Source organism: Sediminibacillus albus (genome assembly GCF_900101125.1).
Classification (GTDB): Bacteria; Bacillota; Bacilli; order Bacillales; family Amphibacillaceae; genus Sediminibacillus; species Sediminibacillus albus.
In genome coordinates this window covers 866,774-887,193 of the sequence record NZ_FNFL01000001.1, presented here as the reverse complement: position 1 = coordinate 887,193, position 20,420 = coordinate 866,774, and the positions used below count along the sequence as shown (strand labels likewise).

The window sequence follows — 20,420 nt, the reverse complement described above, 5'->3', positions numbered from 1 at the left end:
AAGTTGTTTTATATTGCTTACATAACTACTATACACGCTGTACAAAAAAGTAAACTTACTAGAAGCAAAAAAATTTGTTTATCCTTTTCTTATAACGGGCAAATTATAACCATCACAGGCTTTAGGAGGTTAAGAAATGATAAAAATAGCAGTTGAACAGCCATTTGAAGACGTGAAGAATCAATTGAATAAGAAAGGCTACCAGGCAGAAATGCTAGAACGAAAAGTGGATGCCCCCGATTATCAGGTAGTTGTCGTACGTGACCTGGAAGATTTAACCGACATCCATATGAATGTGCCGATAGTATCCGCAAGAGGGCGCAGTGTGAAGGAAATTGTAGCTGAAGTGGAAGAAAGGTTGCAAAGAGTTGGTGTAATCGACCAGACATCGGGCGGAGGATCTGGAAAGCAGTTTGTTAACGGCCTGGCTCTCGGCAGTATCGTGGGTGCAACTATCGGTTTCATGCTGGCTCCCTCCAGCGGGAAACAGACAAGAGATAACCTCAATCAAAAAATAAAGCAGACGAAAGAACAAACGATGAACATGACCAATAAAGTGAAAGAAAAAGTTCCAGGTCAAGGCAGTAACAGCCAAAACGGCAATAAAAATGAATTGATCGCCCAAGAAAGAGATTTAGAGCTTGTCGGCGGAACCGAAGTAAAAAACAAATAAACGATCCAGTTAAGAAAAGCACCCTGATACGGGTGCTTTTTTTGTACCTGTAAATGCATCAGCTAGGAAGGGCTGATGCTATTTTATCTACACTTAGTAAAATATACTTAACTTTATGACAAATATATATTGCATAAAGCAAATTTTATTATATAATGATTCTAGGGTACTTTCGAGGCGACACACAATCGTATGCGGCTTTTGCCAAACGTAATATCGCCTATAAACCAACAGAAGGTGCGCTTTACGTGTTACTACAATAAAAATAAAAAACCAGCAAGAAGAGGAGGGACGGTATGAAGAGTTTTTTCCAAAGAAATAAGGTTAAGGATGAAAGGATCACCAACCTGCAAAATAAAATTTACCGGGAGATTTTTCTAATAGTAGCAGCCATTTGCGTATTGTCGCTAATCATCAAACAATTGAACCATGGCTACAGTGAGGCAAATATTTGGACAGAAGCAGTAATATTACTGGTTTCTTCTTTTTACTACATGATTCGTTCAACCGGACTAGGGATTTTTTCTGCAGAGGTGGAGTTGCACAATCAGGCAAGCAAACGGTCGATGGCATTCAAAAATATCGTCTTCGGATTATTGTTTGGCATAGGAATCGGTACTTTTTTCGGAATTCGCAGCGCCGTACTTTATGCAGATTCTACTCTGCAGTCCATTTATTATTTTTTGCTTGTATCTCTCGTTTCGTTTATTATCTATATCCCGTTCCTGATTGTTGTGGTGGGTATCACTTATCTGGCAGCAAAGAAACGGAGCGATCGGGCAGTGGAAAAAGAATTGGAAGACGATCAAGACCAGGATGAGCACAAATGAAAAACATCAGAATGAAGGTAGCCAGAACCGAAATGGATTTATCACAGGAGGAATTAGCTAAACAGGTCGGAGTTTCGCGCCAGACAATCGGGCTGATTGAACTTGGCAAATACAATCCGAGCCTGAACCTTTGCATTGCTATATGTAAAACTCTGTCAAAAACATTAGACGATTTGTTTTGGGAGGACTAGCAGTGATAGAACTGTTGGTGGCGCACTTGATTACTAAAAACCTAGAAAACATGCTGAGAGCACGTTCCAGCATGTTTTTTTGCATTTTTCGAAAAAGGTAATTCCGTCTTCCGTACTTTAAAGTGATTCGGCCATCAGTAGAGGAGTTTATACATGAAAATATCATCAACATAGCGGCCGTTGATCAAAAACTACTAATCTTCCTTGCTGATTAAATCCTTTCTGCTCATAAAATCGCAGAGCTGCAAGGTTGGTCGACAATACCAGAAGGCACAGCTTACGGATAGCCTGTTCTTTCGCCTCTTGTTCCACGTCTTGCAATAATTTAGTGCCGATTTTTGGCCTTGAAGGTCGGGATGGACGCCGATAATTAATTCCAGACGTGTGGATTGGTGCTGAGTAAAGTAGGATGGCGAAAGCTGATAAAGCCTGCGACGGTTCCATTACTAACCGCAACTGACTGGCTTCCAGGCGGACAGCAATCCGCATAGTCTTCCACCGATTCCCAAGTATGCAGTTGAGGGGTGTTGGCTATACACCAAATTTGGTAATTAAGCAGCATTAATTGTTCCAGGCCCTCTTGTAATGACGCACGTATCTCCAAACGAATCCTCCTCCCCTGTTGTTGTTTAGCCAGCTGGTTTAGGTCGTGATGCCGGATAACCGTGTATCTCGCGGTAACGTTTTCTTTCAGCGGTAAAGTCGAACCATTGCCTATCACTGCCGGGGTTTTCAGCATGATGGACAACACAGCGGATTTGGTCCTCGACACATGGGTCTACCGGAGTATTGATTTTGATCTCTAAGCAATCCAATAATAGTGCCGGATCCTGTCCCCGAACGTCGTCCAGGTTGTATAATCCGAGATATTGGACAAGATTGTGGGATAAACGGCAGCCAATCGAAGGAATTTGTTGAAAGGAAGCAAGTCCTTTCAGCAGCCTTGCCCGATCGTAAGTGATGTCTAATAAGTCAGCGAACGTTTTTAACTCCAATTCGGCAATCTGGTTGATTTTTACTTTGGCACTACGCAGTGCGTTTCTTTCTTCCGTTGTGAGCGGGAGCTTGGGATTTTGTGCAGTATTCAAGCAATCACCTCGATTCAGTTAATCATTATTACTATTATTTTCGACTTAACAGTCTAACTTTCCTTTAAAACTTCGTGTAATTTTGCAGGGAATTATACGTAGTTGGTGTACTTTTATAAGGAAGGAATATAGGTATAAAAAAAGGAAAGAGCAAGGGGATAAAACCATTGACCTCCGTTGAGTCCCAGTTAGTTTTTGGATAGAAGAAAAAAGACAACGACTACTTTGTCGCTATCTTTTCAGTCACCGGTAGGTAATTGGAAGTCCTTCAAAATAGACGATTTGTGCAATCCGAACATGGACTGCCCGGGTTTCGCTCAAATTGAGCTGGATATGGTCGACTGCTACACCAGAAAGGATCCCCTCTACAGTTCCTGCTGTAGTTACTACACTGATTTGTTTGCCTTGATGTCTGCTTAGATGGTCAACATAAACAGGTTCAAAAGGCGAGGTATACTGGGTCGGCTGCGGTAAAGCAGGAACAGAATAGACTGGGGTGGATGGAGATGGCATGTGGTTGACGTAGGCGGGCTGGACAATTGGCTGCAGCTTGACAGGCTCTTCCGCGGGTATGCCGGTAGATTTCAAATCTGTCTTCTTTTGATGCACTGGGTGTTTGTTAGTCATCGAAACACACCTTCCTCATAGCTGTACCTTCATACCTATGTACGAATCAGCAATAATATGCAGGTAAAAGGATGCAAAGGTGAGAAAAGGGTATGCCATCGAGTCGGCGAGCAGCAAACCATTTATCGGTTGTTAACCCCATATTGATCCAACGCAAATTAGGAATAAAAAGCCTGATAAAAATGCCGGTAGGTGTCTTGTTGCGATCTTATGTCAGACTGTGGGACGTACATCCAGCCCGTTTCCTCCAGAAAGGCTTCATATCTTCTAAGCAGCTCCGTCTGCTGCAGAGCCATTTCCACATGTGCATTTCTTACCGCCAAATCTTGCATCATCAGGGCGGAAGAAAAATTATTACCAGCCATCTGTTTTGCCGTGGAATGGGTCTCCAAGGCGATCCACTGGTCGTTTTCTCCTGCATTTCCACTCTGCCAGTTTTCATATCCTTTTTCCTCGAATACATATAAAGGCGGTACTTCAATCGGATCATGAAAAGCAGGATCAATAAAAGCGAGCATGATATGGACATGCCCTTGCATGGCATTGGCCTGCTGACTGATGATTTTCTTCAATTCGGACGACTGGACCATTCGCTGGTAAATGTTCAGTTTGCGGATGATTCCCTTATGCGCAGATAAGTGCTGGGCCATGATTCCCAAATCGGCTGCAGGAAGAATGTGCATAACAGCACCTCCGTTAAGTTGTGTTGATTTCACTATATGAATGGGCAGGGAAAGTGTGCGAACTAATGTAGACAGACAAGAATAATATTACAGAATTATTACAATAGTGTTGCAATTATACATCATGATGGTAAAATAAGGTAGTGAATAGAATGTTAAATAATTTGCTTATAAATTCCTGATGAAGGAGGGCAGAGAGTGAAAAAATACCTTCCAGTTCTACTGATGACGATATTGGCATTGACGTTAACAGGCATCAAATTGTATCCGACGATAGCAGGTGCGTTAAATAAAGAGGAACCGCAAAAAAAGCAGCAGCTATCAGAAGATTCTGATGAAATTGCGCAGGAAACGAAGCACAAAAACCCCTTACTCGAGGATGAGTTTCCATTAAAATCCGAAGAACAAGAAAAATATGCGCAAGAAAATCCTGATAAATTTGCTATCGTAGAGAAAATGTATTATGCATGGGACTACATTGACAATGCCGAAGGGTCGTATGAATACGGACATAACGGCCAAGTGGAAAATCGCGTCACCTTTCATGTCGATTTTGAACAAAAGCGAAACAAAGCCATCTATGAGACAGTGGGGAATGGAAGTGTGGTGGAAACCGAGCAAATTTTACTGAATGATGGTCAGATTTTCAGGCAGCTCGCAGAAAAACGGCTTTATTCTCTGAAGCCTGTTAATAATCAAGAAGATGTAGAAATAATGACGACCTATTTAGGTTATGTCATTGGCAGCGAATTGTGGATGCTTCTTTTTGATAATTATGACAGCTGGAATTATGAGGAAACGACAGCATTCGGCGTTCCTGCGTTCAAAATAAAGGGGACACTCACAAAAGATACTTCAGAGATGCTGGCGGGTCCGTTTGAGATGACGGTCGCCAAAGAAACCGGCGTATTGCTCGATTTGCACTGCTATGGAGAGGAAAACAAAGATAACCCCGTATATTTTATAAAGGTCGCGGATATTTCCATTAACGACGGAATTGAAAATGCAGAGGAAGTTTTCCAAATGGATGTATCAGGCAGTGAGGAATTGCTTGTTGAAGAATATGGTAAGGAAACATACGGCGCCGAAGCAGGCGGCGAGAAAACAGGATGGGATTAGGATGCGGGTTTTTTGGAGAGGTTATTGGTCCTGGAAACTCTTAGTGGCCGGTTTGCTTTATTTGCTGCTTGTGATAATGGCCTCGATTGCCATGTCTCTATCGGGACCTTATAAGCATTCTTTATTTGACTTTATAGTGAATCTGCGGGGCGGTGGAAGCGCAGGTGCGACTGTGCTGCTATATGGTACGCTTCCCATTATTACGCTAGTGTTTCCATTGATGATAGACAGGATGGAAACAGTAATAGTCGTCACCAGGTTAAAGCAGCAAAAACAACTGTTCTCTCAACATGTAATCTTTGCTGTTTGTTTCAACTTTTTGTTGATTTGTTTGATGGCAGTGGCTGGATTGTCAGCTGCTTATTTCTTGACCGGCAGTCTGGACAATTTATGGGGAGAGGAATCGGGTGCAATTTATTATTTTCTCGACAATAAAGCGCATTTCCCGTTTTATGTTCCGCACGTAACGGGTTGGAAAGTCTGGTTCTACATATGGAGCAATCGTTTTTTCTATTTAATGATGGTCAGCATGTTCGTTTTATGCTTCCAAACAGTGTTCCAAAAAAAAACACTCACGTTTATTGGCATGATGATTTTGTTCGGAACACCATTTCCCTATTTACTCGATTTTTCGGTGTTCTTACATCCGATTCATATTGAAATGCCGTTATGGCTGTCCTGGCAGGACCAAATGTTTAATCTTGTCTATTTACTGTTTTGGAATGCAGTTGCTTATTTCCTGGCTAGCAGGCTGTACACAAAGAAAGAATTTTTCTGAGAGAAAAAAAGGGGGGGATTCCATGCTGGAAATGGAATGGAAACGAATTTCTACGCGTCCGGCGTTTTGGCTGGCAATAGTAGTGGGCGTTGTGTTGGCCGTCATCCCGGCCATACAGATGTGGCCGCAGCATGTGACAGAGGATTACTATTATACGTATCCGAGAAGTGCTTTCATCTCCTGGTTTTACTTTGAAGGAGCAGGCTTGTATTACATATATGCGTTGCTTGTGCCGCTTCTTGCTTCGATTGCTTTTGCAGATTCACACGCTGAGGATGCCAACACAGGTTTTATCAAAAACATTTTGACCAAAGTGGAAAAGAAAAAATATTTTCTCGTTCGTTATGTTTTTAATTTTGTCATCGGCGGAGTCGTGGCAGTATTTCCGGTAATCCTCAATTTTCTGCTTGAAATGGCGGCATACCCGTTAATTGAAAACAACTACTATTTCGGGATGAACCTGGTTCATGATATTAACTTGCTGCCGAACTTGTTTTATGAGCACCCGTTTGCCTATGTATTGGTGGTCGTGCTGCTCATTTTTTTGCTGGGCGGTATGCTTGCCTCTATTGGGCTGGTCTTTTCGTTACTAGTGAAGAACCGGTACATCGTTTTGATACTGCCATTGCTGATTTTTATGGCTTTAGATGTACTGGTTCCTTTTTCGCATAGTATTTCTACGGTGTTCTTGCACAACGGCGGTTGGAATTTTGCCGGCACGGCTTATTTGGCAGTAGGTATCTTCGGCCCGTTAATTTGGTATGTAGCACAGGGGTACAAACATGAAACAATCTAACGTATGGACGGTCACCCGCAAAAGCATTGCATCCCTTGGAAGCCGTTGGTTCTATGTGTGTATTTACTTCTTGCTTATCATTCTGGGGCTGTTTTTTTCTGTCTTCTATTCCTATGGCACCAGAGAGGAGGAATTGATGGAAAAAGCAGGGGTTATGGATTTAGTGGTATTTCTTGATCAAACCTCCGGAACCACGAATTATTACATGCTCGCTTTCCTGGCGATCCCGTTGATCGTCAGTATCGTCCACTTGCTGGTGCAGTACCAGGAGAGAGGCAATGTTGTCCTGAAAATCGGTTCACGGTTTACATTATGGCAAACCCATGCCGCTTTCGCTGTGGTTGTTTCGTTCATCTTGACTGTTTGCCTGTTAATAGTTTCATATGTACTAAGTGGACTGATTGTCGGGTTTGACAATACTTGGATTACGAAGGACAGCATTTTATATGAATTATTAGGTGATAAACAGCATTTTTCCTCGATCGTGCCTTATGTATCGACAGGGAGAGTTTTGACGATTGTTTTTGTGAACAAGTTTCTCAGTTTTCTGTTAATCTTTTTTCTAGCGTTGTTTCTTAAACGCTTCATCAAAAATATAGCGATCATTTTAATCATCCTGCTAGCTATGTCTGAACTAGATAGAACGGGCATGGTTCCATTTGAATTTTTCACTTTCTTTGCTTCGCTATCACTTGAAGACTGGCTGCACCCGGTGCACATCTATTATAAGTGCTTCTATTTATTTGTTCTATGCCTTTTTTTATATGGGATAACCGGGTTGCTTTATGAAAAGAAGGATTTTTTGCAATGAGAAAACGACTTGTCTTTACGCGGTTGCTCTATCGCGATATAGCCTACAGCTTTTCCTACAGCAAAATAAAGTACGGTATCTTTTTTATTCTTACGGCATTGTTGGCTGCAGGCAAAGCGCTTCAGCTGCAAGAAATAGACTCTGCCGGCAGTGTCGATGTCCTCTATTTTATGTTGAAGGATGAAGGATACTTTTTGAATCTTGATAATTATCAAGTCCCTGTCGATTGGATTTTCTTTCAAACTGTCGCGCTATTTTTGCTCAGTGACTATTATGTACACGATTTGGGGAGAAACGCGCTCTATGTAACCATCCGCAGTTCTTCCAAAGCAACTTTTCTGCTGGCAAAGCTTTTCTGGTTGATTTTGCAGACGGCTGCACTGTTTGTCGGGGTGTTCTTGGTTGGTTTCTGTGTGACAGGATTGGTGCTCGGCCACTTTTCACTGGAAGTTACGCCTTTTTATCAACATCACATCATGCCGATGCTGCAGCTTGATAGATCGCCGTTGCAATTGATGGCACAGTTGCTGATCGGCTACATCGTGACGACGTTGGTTCTGTCGACGGCTCAACTGCTGCTTGTCCAATTTTTGGATCCGGTCGTTTCGTTTTTGATCGTCGTTCTGTTGCTCGGAATCTCGACGATAGTCGACAGCAGATGGCTGCCTGCTATCCATTCGATGATTTTAAGACAGGAAATCTTTGATCTGGAGCACGCACTTAGCTGGCAATTTTCCTATCTGTACAGTGCTGCTTTTTTTATCGTTTTATCCATAGCTGCCTTGCTGGTATACAGGCGAAAGGACATTTTATAAAGGGGGAAACAAGATGACTGGCACTGCGTTTTTAGAAGCCAACCATGTTTCAAAACAAATCAAGAAAGAACAGATATTGACGGATATTGATTTATCCTTACATAAAGGGAAAATTTATGGCTTCCGTGGTAAAAATGGATCGGGAAAAACGATGCTGTTCCGCCTGCTTTGCGGATTGATACGGGCTAGCAAAGGTTCCGTGAATGTAGACGGGAAAACGCTTGGGGAGGATATTTCCTTCCCGCCGAGTGTCGGTGTGTTAATCGAGTATCCAGGTTTTCTAAATGGATACACAGGTTTTAAAAACCTGAAGCTTCTCGCTGAGATCAACAAAATCATCGATGATGAAAAGATTAAGCAGTCGATTGGGATGGTCGGGCTTGACCCTGATGACAAACGGAAATATCGCAAATATTCGTTGGGGATGAAGCAGCGGCTGGGAATTGCCCAGGCGATCATGGAAGAACCGGAATTGATTATTCTGGATGAACCGACAAACGCCCTCGATTCTGACGGAGTGGAGGAAATAAAAAAAGTGCTGCTCGATCTCAAAGCAGATGGAAAATGTATTTTGATTGCAAGCCATGATAAGGAGGAGCTGGATTATCTTTCCGACGAGATTTTCATGATGGAAAACGGCAAAATCGTCGATCACTATGCGCTGGAAGGTGATTCCGCGTGAACAGGAAAAGATTTTTGGTATTACTTTTCGTTATTGTTGTTGTGGCAGCATACTCGGCGCGAGTCTATGCGGTCAACAAAGGGGTGGCGAAAGAATACAGCATTGAATCCTTTGCAGTAGGAGATGAAATTTCTTTAGGGAATGCCGTACTGACAGTGGAAGACGTCCGCTATGGAGAGGAAACCGAGGAAAAGTATGATCAGGAGTGGATACAGTGCACCGTGACAATGGGGTTGGAGAACACTTCGGAAGAAGCAATCTCGAAGGCAAAGGTCATCGAAACCAAGCTGGCTTACGGTAGGGATGTGTACCAAACGAATCAGGGGAATTTTGATATAAATGCCCTGCTAAACATCGAGCCCGGGAAGCAAGAGAAAATCGAGTTGACCTATGAAGTCAAAGCCGAGGACCAACAGGGGCAAGGCAAGCTTTATATCGTACAGGATTTGTATCCGGAACTGGTTGAGAAAGTGTATAAACAAGGCAAAAGGTACGGGATTGCAGTGGATTTATAAGTCTGGTAAAAATTAGAATAGGACTTCCGCAGGAGTCTCCGTGGATTTCCTCTTCGGAAAGTCTTCGCACTGTTTTCAACCAACAGCCCTATCAAATCAGGTAGAATATGTAGTCTCCAGTGGGAACAGCACGAATCTGAAGACCGTGGAATAAGTCGTTTTTTACTTCTTAGGATAAGTAACGCTTCGCTAGCGACTCATCGCACGCAGAAAATGGATCCTTTATTTTCAGGTAGGCTGAGTCCGTGCCCACGGAAAGCGAAGTATGCTGCCTGTTCAAGTTTCAGCACCCAACCTTGTTAGAAGGAAGAAATAGAGTTTTCAGTGTGTCCTGCGGGTGATATTTAAATTAGAAAAGAAAAGCCGAACGAGTTCGAATGCTAAGGGTTTCGATTCATCGTTCGGTTTTTGTTTTGGGTACTAAACTTTTGTCCCTTTTAAGTCACTTGATTAGGAGTACAAAGTGCTGCAATGCTTCCCGATTTCTTTTAAAATGAAGTTTTGTTCTTGTTTCTCTTCCTCAGGGGCTAATTGGCTCTTGGTTTCGTTACGTAAGGACTCCCTATTCCTCCGTTACCAAAGCAGTTTATAGACACTTTCACGGTATGGTTGAAAGCCCTGTTTTGTATAAAATGCTTTAGCCGGCTCATTAGCAGCCCAATAATCCAACTCTATTCGATTGATCCCTTGCGAGACAGCTCTTTCCTTTATTTCTTCCATAAGTTTTGCACCCAATCCTCTTGCTTGGAATGCTTCTTCGATACTTATTTGATGTACATAAATGGATTGGTATGACTTTCGGTAGGCAATACCTGGGTGTGTTTTATTTTCTATCCAGGCAAAGCCTGCTGGGGTGGCGTTACTTTCAATAATCAGGAAGGTGAATTCCGGTTTTTGAATGATTCCTTTGAAAAAAGCAAGGATTTGTTGATGATCGTAAGGTTGGAAAATCTCCGGATACCAGCTGCGATGCAGCTCATGCACTGTTTTGTTTAACTTTGCGATTAATTGGCAGTCGTTTGACTCTGCGATTTTTATCATTTTATTGCCTCCCCCTTTGATTCAACTAACGGTTAAACTGTATTATAGCTTATAATGGTAGAGAGTAGTAATAAATAGAGAGTCTATACTATTTAACAGGCTGAAATTTTTCAGAAGAAAGGATTTTTTATAGATGGCACAAGGAGTCAAAGCACTGTTCACGGAAACAAAACCCTTTATGGAAGCAGCTTGGGATAAATCGGAATTTTCGGAGCCTACGGCAATCCAATTAAAAGCAGTTCCGAAAATTTTGGAAGGCAAGGATGTTATTGCTGAATCACCGACCGGAAGCGGAAAAACACTTGCTTACATATTGCCGCTTTTACAAAAAATTGATCCGGATAAAAAGCATGTGCAGGCAGTAATTCTTGCATCCTCCCATGAGCTCGTTATGCAAATCCACCAGGAAATCCAAAGTTGGGCAGCCGGCAGCGGCATTGGAAGTGCTTCGCTTATTGGCGGTGCCAATATCAAGCGCCAGCTCGAAAAGCTGAAAAAGCGACCGCAAATCGTAGCAGGAACGCCGGGCAGGATTCAAGAATTGATTAATAAGAAAAAGTTGAAAATGCATGAAGTAAAGACGCTTGTCCTAGATGAGGCCGACCAGCTACTCGTGCCAGAGCACCAAAAAACAGTCGAGGCGATTATCAAGAGTACCCTGACTGAACGGCAGCTATTGGTTTTTTCGGCGACCATTTCCGAAACGGTCGAACAATCGGCTAAACAGCTAATGGATAACCCAGAAGTTATTCGAATCGGAAAAGAAGAAATTGAGACACCACCGGTCGATCATATGTATCTTGTCGCCGAACCCCGTGAAAAGCTTGAGGTCCTTCGCAAGCTGATAAGAGGCACGGATGAAATGAAAGCACTAGCCTTTGGCAATGACATTGGGAATTTGACCGTCCTGGCTGAGAAACTGGAATACAAGGGGATTAGCGCCGGTGTTTTACATGGCGATTCAAAAAAGCAGGAGCGTGCCAAGACAATTAACGGTTTTCGTGCAGGAACGATTGAGTTAGTCCTGGCAACTGATGTGGCTGCACGCGGTTTGGACATCAAGGATATTACTCATATCATCAACATTGATTTGCCGGCAACTGTTGATCAATATATCCACCGGGCAGGTAGAATCGGCCGGTTGGGAACTGCTGGTGGGTCTGTTATCTCCATCATCACCGCTCATGAGGAAAAACAATTGAGGAAATATAGTAAAGAGTTAAACATAGAACTGATCAAGAAGACAATTTTTAGAGGCAGATTACAGAATGCCGACTAGCCATTACTAGAGACAGTTCCGCCTGACAAGGATAATTCCAGGATCCTGCCGGAGGCGGAACTGTTCTTTTTTATCAATTATCGGATTATTGGAACTTTTCTGTTCATTCTCCCGTAAAGGTAGTATAAACTGTAAGGGAGATGAAATCATTGAAGGCGTTTTATGCGGGGTTAGTTATCGTTGGGCTTGCAGTTGCGGTCGCTCTGGTGTTGGATGACTCAACCTACATTTATAAAATCACCGGGATTGCAGGAGTCATTTGTTTAGGGCTTGCAGGTGTGGTCTCTGGAGCTTTTGCCAGCGGCAGCCAGGTTGGAAGGAATGTCCATTCGGAAACGAAGCAGACGAGGGAAGAACGGTATCAACTGATGTTTTTTCGCTGAAAGCTGCGCTGCCAAATATCACATGTGCTGTCCTGTCATATGGCTTGATTGCTTCATAAAAAACGATAGAAGGAGTGCTTTTTATGACGATGTTTGGCTGGATATTTTGGGGGCTTATTGCCTTGATTATTTTGTTTGCCGTTTTCCTGCAGTTGAAATTTAAGAGGATGAAAACCCCTGGTGCCACCAAATCTGCAGGACAAATGGAGGCAGAGGAGCGGGTCAGGAACCACCCCAATAACTTTCCTCCAGGAGGCTAATTAATCGACTTGCTGTGGATAATCACAGTATTCTATTATGGTTCCTTCTGTGTCGGCAGGATTTAAATAAATTAAGCGCCGCCCGTGTTTATTGACGCGCAGACTATCTGCCAACGTGCGTATTCCTTTTTTATTCAGCCCTTCTATCGCTTCATCGAGGTCATGGACATGGTATGCGATGTGATGGACACCTTTACCCTTTTGCTTAATAAACCGTGCGATTGGGGACGTTTGATTATTCGTAGGCATTAAGAGTTCCGTTCTGCTGCCATCAATTTCCATGATGGCGATTTCGCTTTCAACTCCTTTTGCATCGCTCCGATAACGGTCTATTAAGCTTGCGCCTAAAACATTTTGGTAGAAATCAATGCTTTCTTCTAAATGACGGACAGCTATTCCAATATGATCTAATTCGTATTTCATGTACAGTCTCCCTTTCATCAACAGTTAGGCCTCATTTTACCATACAATTTCTTATGATCCATTTACTATGTTCAAGAGCAGGTGATTGTTTTGATGCATCTATTTCTATTTGGCGGAAGCCCTCCATTTACTCCCCAGCTTGCAAAAATATTTGCCGGTTTAGCTCGCAATTCTTTAGGCAAAATCGCCATTTTGTTTTTGGAAAGAGAGGGCTGGCAAGCGTACATGCCTAAGTACACAACTGAATTGGAAAAGCATGGCTTGAAAAACTTTTTATTTTTCCCGCTCCAGTCGAATGTATCAGAATCGGGATGATTCAACTGGGGGAGTGTAGCGGTATCATTATTGGCGGAGGCGAAACCGAGCGTTACCGTGACTACATCGTCGATACGCGTATCGGTAAAAAAATAAAAGAATTGTACCGGCAAGGTGTACCAGTGGCTGGCTTTTCTGCTGGTGCATTGCTGAGCCCAGAGTTTTGCGTGATTCCGCCGATTGATAATTCCCAGGGGAAGCACTTATTTCTGCCAGGTTTAGGTTTAATCCAGGATCTTGTGGTCAGTGTCCATTACACTAAGTGGCAGGAGGAAAGCAATCTTCAAGCGGCTGTAGCAACAACTGGTGTTTCCGTTGGTTATGGCATTAACGATCAGGCGGGCTGTTATTTTCTGAATCAATCGTTTTGCCGCTCGGAAGGAGAGATTGAACTCTCCAATAACAAAGGAGGTATCTCATGATTAAACTTACTGGCGACTATAAAAAACGGCCGATTCGTTTCTTAGACATATGGCAAAAGCAGGGCTGGCGAATGAAAGTTTATGGGGTGGCATTCCAAGGTGAACAACCAAGAGAAGAGTTGGTTGCCACTGCCAAGACGCTCGCCTTGCAAACGGTCCCCTTTCCCGCTGTGAATGAGGATCGATACGGAGTCGGATTTATCGGTGTACATGATGGAAAGGATGCCGATTTCATCTTTATCGACTGGTGGTCAAATGAGAATGAACTTAATCATCATGTGTATGTATCGAAGCATGGAGCGAAGCCGCAATTTGCATACTGCACACCGAAAGGATTGATTGCCTGTACATGGGATATAAAGGTGCTGAATTTCGAGCGGGACTGCTGGGTGACGGCCGTATTGGACAATCCATCAGGCAATCCTGATATCGAGCAATATTTGCAATGTCATATGAGCGAAGATATTTAATCGGTCCAGTCGAAGAGATGGCGGTAGAACTAGATATCTACATGTTATATAACTATAAAGGAGAAGAATAGATGGTTGTAATACAAAGAGCCAGGCCAGTGCATACTTCTGGAATTGTCCGGGTCTGTATTGATGCTAATTGGGCTACCTACAGCGATTTACATTCTAAAGCATACATTGAAGGGGTCATCAAGGAATTTTATAATGAAAAGCGTGTACTTGATGAGATCGAGCGTACGAGCAAGGAATGGGGAGGCTGGTTTGTCGCATTGGACGATGAAACTGTAGCTGGTGCAGCTGGGGGCGGCATGATAGATGATGAGGCAGCTGAACTATATGTTATATACCTGAACCCTCGGCGCCGGAATCAGGGAATTGGCACTAAACTGTTGGAAGCTGTAACAGAGCAGCAGAAACAACTGGGGGCAAAAAAACAATGGGTGTCTGTCACCGAGGGCAATCAAAAGGCAATCCCTTTTTATGAGGCAAAAGGCTTTCAGTTTCAGCATAAGAAAACGGGTTACGCAAATGCCGAGGGAGAAGACGATAACACGGTTCGCTATTTACGCAATATCTAACGAGGGAACCTTAGTCGGAGTAATCCAGCCGGAACACATCGATATTCTGCCCCAATGGAATCGCTAATAAAGTGAAATCCTATCAGCGCAACAGCACCCCGGTTGGCCAGATATATCGAAGGGGAGCGGGGGACAATATCGTATGATTCCGTTTGGTCTTATTATTTCATTTGCGATAGCAAGGAGTTCTTTATTATTGCTGTTTTTATCAACAAAAAACCAAGCTCAAAAATGTTGAGCTTGGCTGCTTGTTACCATTGAATCTCGACGGGAAGAACTTTTTCGATTGCTTGCTGGTAGGCTTGTTTTTCCTGGCCGCTGATCCATATATGAATGATACCGTAATCCTCACTATTCCTGATTAAACGGCCGATTCCTTGGCGCAGACGCAGCAGCATGTAAGGTACGTCTACCTCGTCGGTAGGTTTGTCTGCATGTTTGCGTTTTGCCTGAAATACAGGGTCCTTCGGAGGGAATGGCAGGGAAGCGATAATTACTTGGGTTAGCGCTTCGCCTGGGACATCAAGCCCTTCCCATAAATGGTAAGAACATAGAACAGAAGACTTGTCCAACTGGAATTTCCGGACGGTTTCACTAATCTCCCGATCTCCTTCATATAATAGGGAAACCGGCCAATCCTTCGCATCAGCCCACACCCGGAATTGGTCCATTTCTTCCTTGGAAGAAAATAAAATAAGTGATTTTCCTTCGTTTTCCTCCAGCTGATTCCCGATTTCTGTCCATTTCTCTATTGATTCCAAATGACCGTTTATTTCCATCTTTTGCGAATAATCAAATGGAGAAGCGACAGAGAAGGAGTCATAACATTCAATCCCTAGGCTGTCGGCAAGATGGGAAAAATCATTGCCATGAGAAAGGGTAGCTGATGAAAAGATAAACGGGATTTGCTGGGAAAAAACTTCCTGCTTTAAGACATCCTCGACTAACCGTGGCATGATTACCAATGAAGTGTCCCAATCGCTTTCTTCCATCCAAAAAATACCTTCATCATTTTTTAATAAAATCGATAGCCCATAGGAGAAGAACTCTAAATATTCTTCAATAATTTTAATATGGTAGGAATCAATGGTAAATAACTCGGAATCAAACACCAGCTGTTCCAATAATTGCTGAACTTTGTTATTGAGATTTTGGGCCATCGTTAGCATGTCGGCGGACAAATCCAGCTCTTTCCGGTTGGAACCTTCGACATGGCTTGCTTTTTCCGCAAGAGAGTCAAACCAATCCTCATGGATGGTTAGAATTTCTTCTATCAAATATAGCGTTTCCTCCCGGACATCCTGGCTCATGTAGCCAGTCAGCACTTTAGTCAGTGTGTCGGCATGAAAACGGTATGTTAAGCCTTTTTGAGCGGCAAATTCTAGTAAATGACCTTCGTCAAACACGACACAGCTTGCTTCAGGAAGTAACGGCATTTGCCCTTCACGCTTGCGTGATTCTTTCGTCCAGATATGTTCCATGTAAAAATCGTGCGAGCAAATTATCAAATCCGTAGCATGCCGGTAATAGTCTCTGTTCAGCGTCTGTCCGCTGCGATGGCGCCATTCACAGGTCGAACATTGTTGCAGCGGGTCCCAGGCAATTTTTTCCCACGTTTCATTGGAAACCCACGGGTATTCTTTCCGATCCCCGTAGCGTTCGAATGCCTTCATGGATGCTCCTTGATCAAAAACAAAATCAGGTATTTGATCGTGAACAGCCAATATATTTTCATCATCGGTCCGGTTTGCCAAGGCATCCAGTTTTCTAATACAGACATATTGCTCTCTGGATTTGGCCAGACGTACATCAATGCTGAGGCCGAGTGCTTCCTCCAGCTTTTCGATATCGCCGCCCTTCTTGACCAGCTGTTCGATCAAGGTTTCATCCGCGCAGGAAATAATCGCCGGCTTACGTTGATGCCGTGCATAACAAATAGCATAAAGCAGATAAACAAACGTTTTTCCGGTGCCGACACCAGCTTCTGCAAATATCGTTCGCTTGTTTTTAAAGGCTTGTTCCAATTGAAAAGCCATGTAAATTTGTTCATCTCGTAGTTCATAGCCTTGTTCAGGCAAAATATCATAGAAAACATCGCCGACATAGTCGCCAAGGCGATCATAAAAATTTTCCGTCTTGTCAACGGTAAATGGAAGTGAATTCGTCTTAGACATAACATTCTCCTCAAATACATGATCAGTCGCTAAACTTCAATATTACCATAAAAAACGTTTGTATACTGAGTAAAAGATAAGTGACAATATCTTTTTAAGGGAGCCTCAACAGAAGTAGATCAACTATCAAGGAAAGAAGATCAATTCTTGCGGAAAGTAGAGCGAAAACAGGAGGAAGTGGATCAACTAGGGAGAAGTAGATCAACTATCAAGGAAAGAGGATTAACTCTGGTGCCAAGTAGAGCGAAAACAGGAAGAAGTGGATCAACTAGGGAGAAGTAGATCGACTATCAAGGAAAGAGGATCAATTCTTGCGGAAAGTAGAGCGAAAACAGGAAGAAGGGGAGCTACAGCCTGCAAATCAAAAAAAACACGCCAGGGAGCTAGGGCGTGTTTTTAACATGATCAGCCTGTTTCTATGTGCAAAAGAACGACTCCAGTGATAATTACGAAGAGCGACAAGATCTTTAATCGATTAAATGTTTCGTTGAAAAACAGCATGCCAATTATCGCGGTGGAAGAAACTGTGACACCCGACCACAGAGCATAGACAAGCCCGACTTCAAAGTATTGTACAGACAGGGTGAGACAAGTTAAACATAAAGCGTAGCTGATAAATGCGGCAATTGTTGGTAGCGGGCGGGCGAAACCGCCCGACATTTTTACAGACAGGTTGGACAGAAATGCTAGCACTAGGCTGCTTACTAAGTAAAGGTAAGCCATCATGCTTCCCCCTTTTTACTTACTGAGCCTGTTTGTCTGGTACTGACATTTAAGCCGACAACCCCGATAATAATAAGAACGGTCCCCAAAGTCTTCGTGTAAGAATTTGACTCCCCAAAATAGAGGATTCCGATACTGACGATCAAAGCGGTGCCTACTCCAGACCAAATGGCGTTTACCACGCTGATTTCCGAATAGTAGGTTAACGTAATATAAAGCGTAAGCGAAATGGCATAGCAAACAGCTACAATTCCCATGGCTATCCAACTATTGTCAGCAAGCTTCATAAAAGAGGCTCCAGTTGTCTCCAAGATTATCGACAAACTTAAAAGGGTGTAAAATTTCATGATGCTATTGTCCTCCTTGTTTAACCCTCGTCCTCCCTGTCAGCAGAGTCACCGGGCTCCAAACAATTTTAATTTTCCTTACGATACCTCGGTGATAGACCAGTAAAACGTAAGAATTTTCTTTTTAACTAACTTGTAATCTTCTGTAATCGAAGCATAAGCATCTATTCCGATTTAATAGTATAGAGGAGGATTAGCAAAAAGAAATGCTGTCAGGATAAACGAACATGGTACATTGTTATCAGAAATAAGAGGTAAGGGGAGTCAAAGAAAGAAGGAAACCAGTTTCACTGCAAAATTGGTATCATAGGTAATGTTCAAAGGTTTAGACAGCATGGTTGTCAAAAAAATAGGGAAATGTAAAAGAGCGCGAAATCCATCGCGCTCTTTTTACTCGTCTTTTTCTAATTGATAGCTGCCGTCCTCTGGTATGTGCAGTTTAACATGCGTTTCATCTATTACTTCCAGTTCGGCTTGTTTACCGACATGTTCTTCTCTATCGCCTTCCTGCTTATTGTGGATTACACCAGAATAAACATTATCCTGTTTAGCATTAATAGCAAAAATCATTTCACTATTATTTTTAGAAGTAATGTGGATATTACTTGTCAATCCTTCGGTGAACTGCCACGATTCCTGCGAGAATTGTTCTGTCCACGTTCCATAAAGCCCTTCGAGTGATTGATTGTCGAATGCCTTGAATGTATACTCAGCAACACCGTCGATGGTAAGCTTGGCTGTTGTCTTATCGATTTTTTCCAGCTTGGCATTTTTCCCTTCCCAGTCCAGCCGGTCTGCCGGTGCTTTAACTATTGTACCGAGCAGAGCTTTGCCACTTTTTTTCGATGCTTCCATAAAAAAAGTACCAAGATAGTCTTCCATTCCTTCTTCTTTCGTTGTGATTGGTATTTGGAAGAGGATCGATCCGTAGCTTATTTCCATGCTTGGAAGTTCAGAGTTCCCCCAGCCGAGCTTATCTGTTTCAAATAATTCATTCAATGTTTTCGTAAAGGCTTCTTCTTCTTTCTGAGACCGTTCGGCTTTTTCGACAGGTTCTACAGAAAGATCCAGGGTATCTACGGTAGTTTCCTTGCTTGTGCTTTCTGCTGTCGAACTGGCTTGGCATCCCATCAAAGCAAAAGCCAGAACTCCAGCAATGTATATATATCTATGCAAATTAACACTCCTATTTTGACTATCATGTAGCTTTTAATAGTTTATCAGTTTTGCTGCTGTTTTAATAGGTGAAAATTTTTGTGTAGGTAGGCCGGTTTTGTTCTGCCAGGTTGAAAAGAAACCAGGAACATCTATATACTTGAAGAAACAAAAAGTTTTTTAAATGAAAGGAACAAAAGCATGTTATACGAATATGTAGTAAAAGTCCCGCGTGGACGAGTGGACGAAGCAATCGAAAAATTAAATACGTTCGGTATTTATAACCTATATTACGAGCCTCCGATTGAAATTATCCAAGTTGAGAATGGCTATGATTTTCAGGAGATAGAACAGGAAACAGTCGAGTTAAAAATATACGCTGAGGAAAAAGAGCTTTCTGGTCTTCCGCATACCTTTTTTCCATTAATAGAAAAGGCGCTCCAAATACCCCAAATAGAGATAGCCTTCCGAGAATTAGATGATCAGCAATGGAGCCACTCTTTTGAAGACATCGACCTCGGGAATGGCTGGGTACTCTGTTACTCTGGAGATGATAGTAAATATCCAGACAAACAAGTGATGAAGTTCGAGCCACAGGCGGCATTTGGCACCGGCTTGCATGAAACGACCCAGGACTGTCTGCGGATCTTGCTTGATAAACGGTTGGAGGGTAAGTCTGTTTTGGATTTAGGAACTGGTTCAGGCGTACTTACTGTTGCTGCCGGATTACGAGGTGCGGATAAACTGCACGCCATCGATTATGAACCAGTCGAAAGAGAAATTCGTTTAAATGCTGAATTAAATCAGCTTAGCCAGCAGCTGGATATCGACCAAGCTGATTTATTGCTGGGGGATTATCGAATTAGACAAGATTACGATTTGGTTATCATGAATATTGGGGCTGACGAGACCGTTGAAATTTTAGACAGGCATCAATTAGCATATAAAACCAATGATTTCCTTGTCTCAGGTATTGTTGAGTGGAATGCCGGCCGGGTTACCGAAGCCTTTCAAAAACAAGGCTTCATCATTAAAGATAAGCGCCAGTCCAAGGAATGGATAACCATTAACTTTGGAAAAGAACAGGCATAACCGGTGTATGAAAGATAAATATTCGTAATAATATTCTTGCAATGGTCCATCCTTAAAGTATGGTAAGTATTCATATGGGGCCACTGTATAAAGGAAAACTGCAGAGCGGTCCTGACAACAGTGTCTCTAGTTAATCTTCAATATAAGGAA

The 20,420-nt window shown here is 42.7% G+C and carries 29 protein-coding genes; 18 read left to right on the top strand and 11 right to left on the bottom strand.

The features are described from left to right. Positions 1–136: 136 nt before the first annotated feature. The 3 genes from BLR93_RS04555 to BLR93_RS04545 all read left to right on the top strand — a co-directional run bounded on the left by BLR93_RS04555 (position 137) and on the right by BLR93_RS04545 (position 1,694). Entirely contained in the window at positions 137–673 is a 537-nt protein-coding gene (locus BLR93_RS04555; RefSeq protein WP_093211626.1) for a YkuS family protein, read from the top strand. A 296-nt stretch (positions 674–969) separates the two neighbouring features. Beyond that, complete coding sequence (locus BLR93_RS04550; RefSeq protein WP_093211624.1) at positions 970–1,503, top strand: DUF6773 family protein; 534 nt, start codon at positions 970–972, stop codon at positions 1,501–1,503. Further along, a complete protein-coding gene (locus BLR93_RS04545) occupies positions 1,500–1,694 on the top strand; it encodes a helix-turn-helix transcriptional regulator (protein WP_093211621.1) in 195 nt (64 codons plus the stop codon). The genes BLR93_RS04550 and BLR93_RS04545 overlap by 4 nt, the downstream gene beginning before the upstream one ends. 165 nt (positions 1,695–1,859) lie before the next feature. On the opposite strand, the gene BLR93_RS18475 is transcribed toward BLR93_RS04545, so the two are convergent. The 5 genes from BLR93_RS18475 to BLR93_RS04525 form a co-directional block, all read right to left on the bottom strand. Continuing rightward, on the bottom strand, positions 1,860–2,138 hold the full coding sequence (locus BLR93_RS18475; protein ID WP_425440924.1) for a GNAT family N-acetyltransferase: 279 nt from the start codon (positions 2,136–2,138) through the stop codon (positions 1,860–1,862). Continuing rightward, complete coding sequence (locus tag BLR93_RS17920; RefSeq protein WP_175559242.1) at positions 2,065–2,298, bottom strand: hypothetical protein; 234 nt, start codon at positions 2,296–2,298, stop codon at positions 2,065–2,067. Before BLR93_RS17920 ends, BLR93_RS18475 begins: the two co-directional genes overlap by 74 nt. 25 nt (positions 2,299–2,323) lie before the next feature. Next, positions 2,324–2,782 carry a helix-hairpin-helix domain-containing protein gene (locus tag BLR93_RS04535; protein WP_093211617.1) on the bottom strand — a complete coding sequence of 153 codons (459 nt, stop codon included), beginning with the start codon at positions 2,780–2,782 and terminating at the stop codon, positions 2,324–2,326. A 243-nt stretch (positions 2,783–3,025) separates the two neighbouring features. Further along, positions 3,026–3,409 carry a DUF2642 domain-containing protein gene (locus BLR93_RS04530; RefSeq protein ID WP_093211615.1) on the bottom strand — a complete coding sequence of 128 codons (384 nt, stop codon included), beginning with the start codon at positions 3,407–3,409 and terminating at the stop codon, positions 3,026–3,028. Between the two features lie 158 nt (positions 3,410–3,567). Next, entirely contained in the window at positions 3,568–4,092 is a 525-nt protein-coding gene (locus tag BLR93_RS04525; protein ID WP_093211613.1) for a hypothetical protein, read from the bottom strand. 198 nt (positions 4,093–4,290) lie between these two features. On the opposite strand from BLR93_RS04525, the gene BLR93_RS04520 reads away from it, so the two are divergent. The 7 genes from BLR93_RS04520 to BLR93_RS04490 are packed head-to-tail and all read left to right on the top strand — an operon-like array spanning position 4,291 to position 9,608. Further along, positions 4,291–5,211: a hypothetical protein gene (locus BLR93_RS04520; RefSeq protein WP_093211611.1), complete on the top strand. Its 921-nt coding sequence runs from the start codon at positions 4,291–4,293 to the stop codon at positions 5,209–5,211. 1 nt (position 5,212) lies between these two features. Beyond that, the gene (locus tag BLR93_RS04515) at positions 5,213–5,989 is read left to right on the top strand and encodes a hypothetical protein (protein ID WP_093211609.1); all 777 of its coding nucleotides are present in this window, start codon (positions 5,213–5,215) and stop codon (positions 5,987–5,989) included. 22 nt (positions 5,990–6,011) lie between these two features. Then, complete coding sequence (locus BLR93_RS04510; RefSeq protein WP_093211607.1) at positions 6,012–6,785, top strand: hypothetical protein; 774 nt, start codon at positions 6,012–6,014, stop codon at positions 6,783–6,785. Next, positions 6,772–7,596, top strand: a complete 825-nt coding sequence (locus BLR93_RS04505; RefSeq protein WP_093211605.1) for a hypothetical protein — start codon at positions 6,772–6,774, stop codon at positions 7,594–7,596. The genes BLR93_RS04510 and BLR93_RS04505 overlap by 14 nt, the downstream gene beginning before the upstream one ends. Next, complete coding sequence (locus BLR93_RS04500; RefSeq protein ID WP_093211603.1) at positions 7,593–8,411, top strand: hypothetical protein; 819 nt, start codon at positions 7,593–7,595, stop codon at positions 8,409–8,411. Before BLR93_RS04505 ends, BLR93_RS04500 begins: the two co-directional genes overlap by 4 nt. A gap of 13 nt (positions 8,412–8,424) precedes the next feature. Continuing rightward, positions 8,425–9,093, top strand: a complete 669-nt coding sequence (locus BLR93_RS04495) for an ATP-binding cassette domain-containing protein (protein WP_093211601.1) — start codon at positions 8,425–8,427, stop codon at positions 9,091–9,093. Next, a complete protein-coding gene (locus BLR93_RS04490) occupies positions 9,090–9,608 on the top strand; it encodes a DUF4352 domain-containing protein (protein WP_093211599.1) in 519 nt (172 codons plus the stop codon). Before BLR93_RS04495 ends, BLR93_RS04490 begins: the two co-directional genes overlap by 4 nt. Before the next feature lie 573 nt (positions 9,609–10,181). On the opposite strand, the gene BLR93_RS04485 is transcribed toward BLR93_RS04490, so the two are convergent. Further along, the gene (locus BLR93_RS04485; RefSeq protein WP_245690059.1) at positions 10,182–10,649 is read right to left on the bottom strand and encodes a GNAT family N-acetyltransferase; all 468 of its coding nucleotides are present in this window, start codon (positions 10,647–10,649) and stop codon (positions 10,182–10,184) included. 133 nt (positions 10,650–10,782) lie between these two features. Here BLR93_RS04485 and BLR93_RS04480 point away from each other — a divergent pair, with 133 nt between their 5' ends. From BLR93_RS04480 to BLR93_RS17915, 3 genes are all read left to right on the top strand, one after another. Then, a complete protein-coding gene (locus BLR93_RS04480; RefSeq protein ID WP_093211597.1) occupies positions 10,783–11,928 on the top strand; it encodes a DEAD/DEAH box helicase in 1,146 nt (381 codons plus the stop codon). 149 nt (positions 11,929–12,077) lie between these two features. Continuing rightward, the gene (locus BLR93_RS04475; protein WP_093211595.1) at positions 12,078–12,311 is read left to right on the top strand and encodes a DUF5316 family protein; all 234 of its coding nucleotides are present in this window, start codon (positions 12,078–12,080) and stop codon (positions 12,309–12,311) included. Between the two features lie 83 nt (positions 12,312–12,394). Continuing rightward, positions 12,395–12,571 (top strand): hypothetical protein, encoded by a 177-nt coding sequence (locus tag BLR93_RS17915; protein ID WP_175559241.1) that lies wholly within the window; start codon positions 12,395–12,397, stop codon positions 12,569–12,571. Here BLR93_RS17915 and BLR93_RS04470 read toward each other — a convergent pair whose 3' ends face one another. Further along, complete coding sequence (locus BLR93_RS04470) at positions 12,572–12,994, bottom strand: VOC family protein (RefSeq protein ID WP_093211593.1); 423 nt, start codon at positions 12,992–12,994, stop codon at positions 12,572–12,574. 93 nt (positions 12,995–13,087) lie between these two features. Between BLR93_RS04470 and BLR93_RS18220 the strand changes: the two genes are divergently transcribed. The 4 genes from BLR93_RS18220 (at position 13,088) to BLR93_RS04455 (ending at position 14,779) form a co-directional block, all read left to right on the top strand. Further along, the gene (locus BLR93_RS18220) at positions 13,088–13,309 is read left to right on the top strand and encodes a hypothetical protein (protein WP_245690058.1); all 222 of its coding nucleotides are present in this window, start codon (positions 13,088–13,090) and stop codon (positions 13,307–13,309) included. Then, positions 13,306–13,731: a Type 1 glutamine amidotransferase-like domain-containing protein gene (locus tag BLR93_RS04465; RefSeq protein WP_245690057.1), complete on the top strand. Its 426-nt coding sequence runs from the start codon at positions 13,306–13,308 to the stop codon at positions 13,729–13,731. Before BLR93_RS18220 ends, BLR93_RS04465 begins: the two co-directional genes overlap by 4 nt. Beyond that, positions 13,728–14,201 (top strand): isochorismatase, encoded by a 474-nt coding sequence (locus tag BLR93_RS18215; RefSeq protein WP_245690056.1) that lies wholly within the window; start codon positions 13,728–13,730, stop codon positions 14,199–14,201. The genes BLR93_RS04465 and BLR93_RS18215 overlap by 4 nt, the downstream gene beginning before the upstream one ends. 71 nt (positions 14,202–14,272) lie before the next feature. Continuing rightward, positions 14,273–14,779 carry a GNAT family N-acetyltransferase gene (locus tag BLR93_RS04455; protein ID WP_093211591.1) on the top strand — a complete coding sequence of 169 codons (507 nt, stop codon included), beginning with the start codon at positions 14,273–14,275 and terminating at the stop codon, positions 14,777–14,779. 251 nt (positions 14,780–15,030) lie between these two features. Here BLR93_RS04455 and BLR93_RS04450 read toward each other — a convergent pair whose 3' ends face one another. The 4 genes from BLR93_RS04450 to BLR93_RS04435 form a co-directional block, all read right to left on the bottom strand. Then, the gene (locus BLR93_RS04450; RefSeq protein ID WP_093211589.1) at positions 15,031–16,953 is read right to left on the bottom strand and encodes an ATP-dependent DNA helicase; all 1,923 of its coding nucleotides are present in this window, start codon (positions 16,951–16,953) and stop codon (positions 15,031–15,033) included. A 405-nt stretch (positions 16,954–17,358) separates the two neighbouring features. Further along, complete coding sequence (locus BLR93_RS04445) at positions 17,359–17,676, bottom strand: DMT family transporter (protein WP_093211587.1); 318 nt, start codon at positions 17,674–17,676, stop codon at positions 17,359–17,361. Next, positions 17,676–18,023, bottom strand: coding sequence for a DMT family transporter (locus BLR93_RS04440; RefSeq protein ID WP_093211585.1), 348 nt, complete (start codon positions 18,021–18,023; stop codon positions 17,676–17,678). The genes BLR93_RS04445 and BLR93_RS04440 overlap by 1 nt, the downstream gene beginning before the upstream one ends. A gap of 390 nt (positions 18,024–18,413) precedes the next feature. Continuing rightward, complete coding sequence (locus BLR93_RS04435; RefSeq protein WP_093211583.1) at positions 18,414–19,199, bottom strand: hypothetical protein; 786 nt, start codon at positions 19,197–19,199, stop codon at positions 18,414–18,416. A 180-nt stretch (positions 19,200–19,379) separates the two neighbouring features. On the opposite strand from BLR93_RS04435, the gene BLR93_RS04430 reads away from it, so the two are divergent. Then, positions 19,380–20,270 (top strand): 50S ribosomal protein L11 methyltransferase, encoded by an 891-nt coding sequence (locus tag BLR93_RS04430; protein ID WP_093211581.1) that lies wholly within the window; start codon positions 19,380–19,382, stop codon positions 20,268–20,270. Positions 20,271–20,420: the final 150 nt, after the last annotated feature.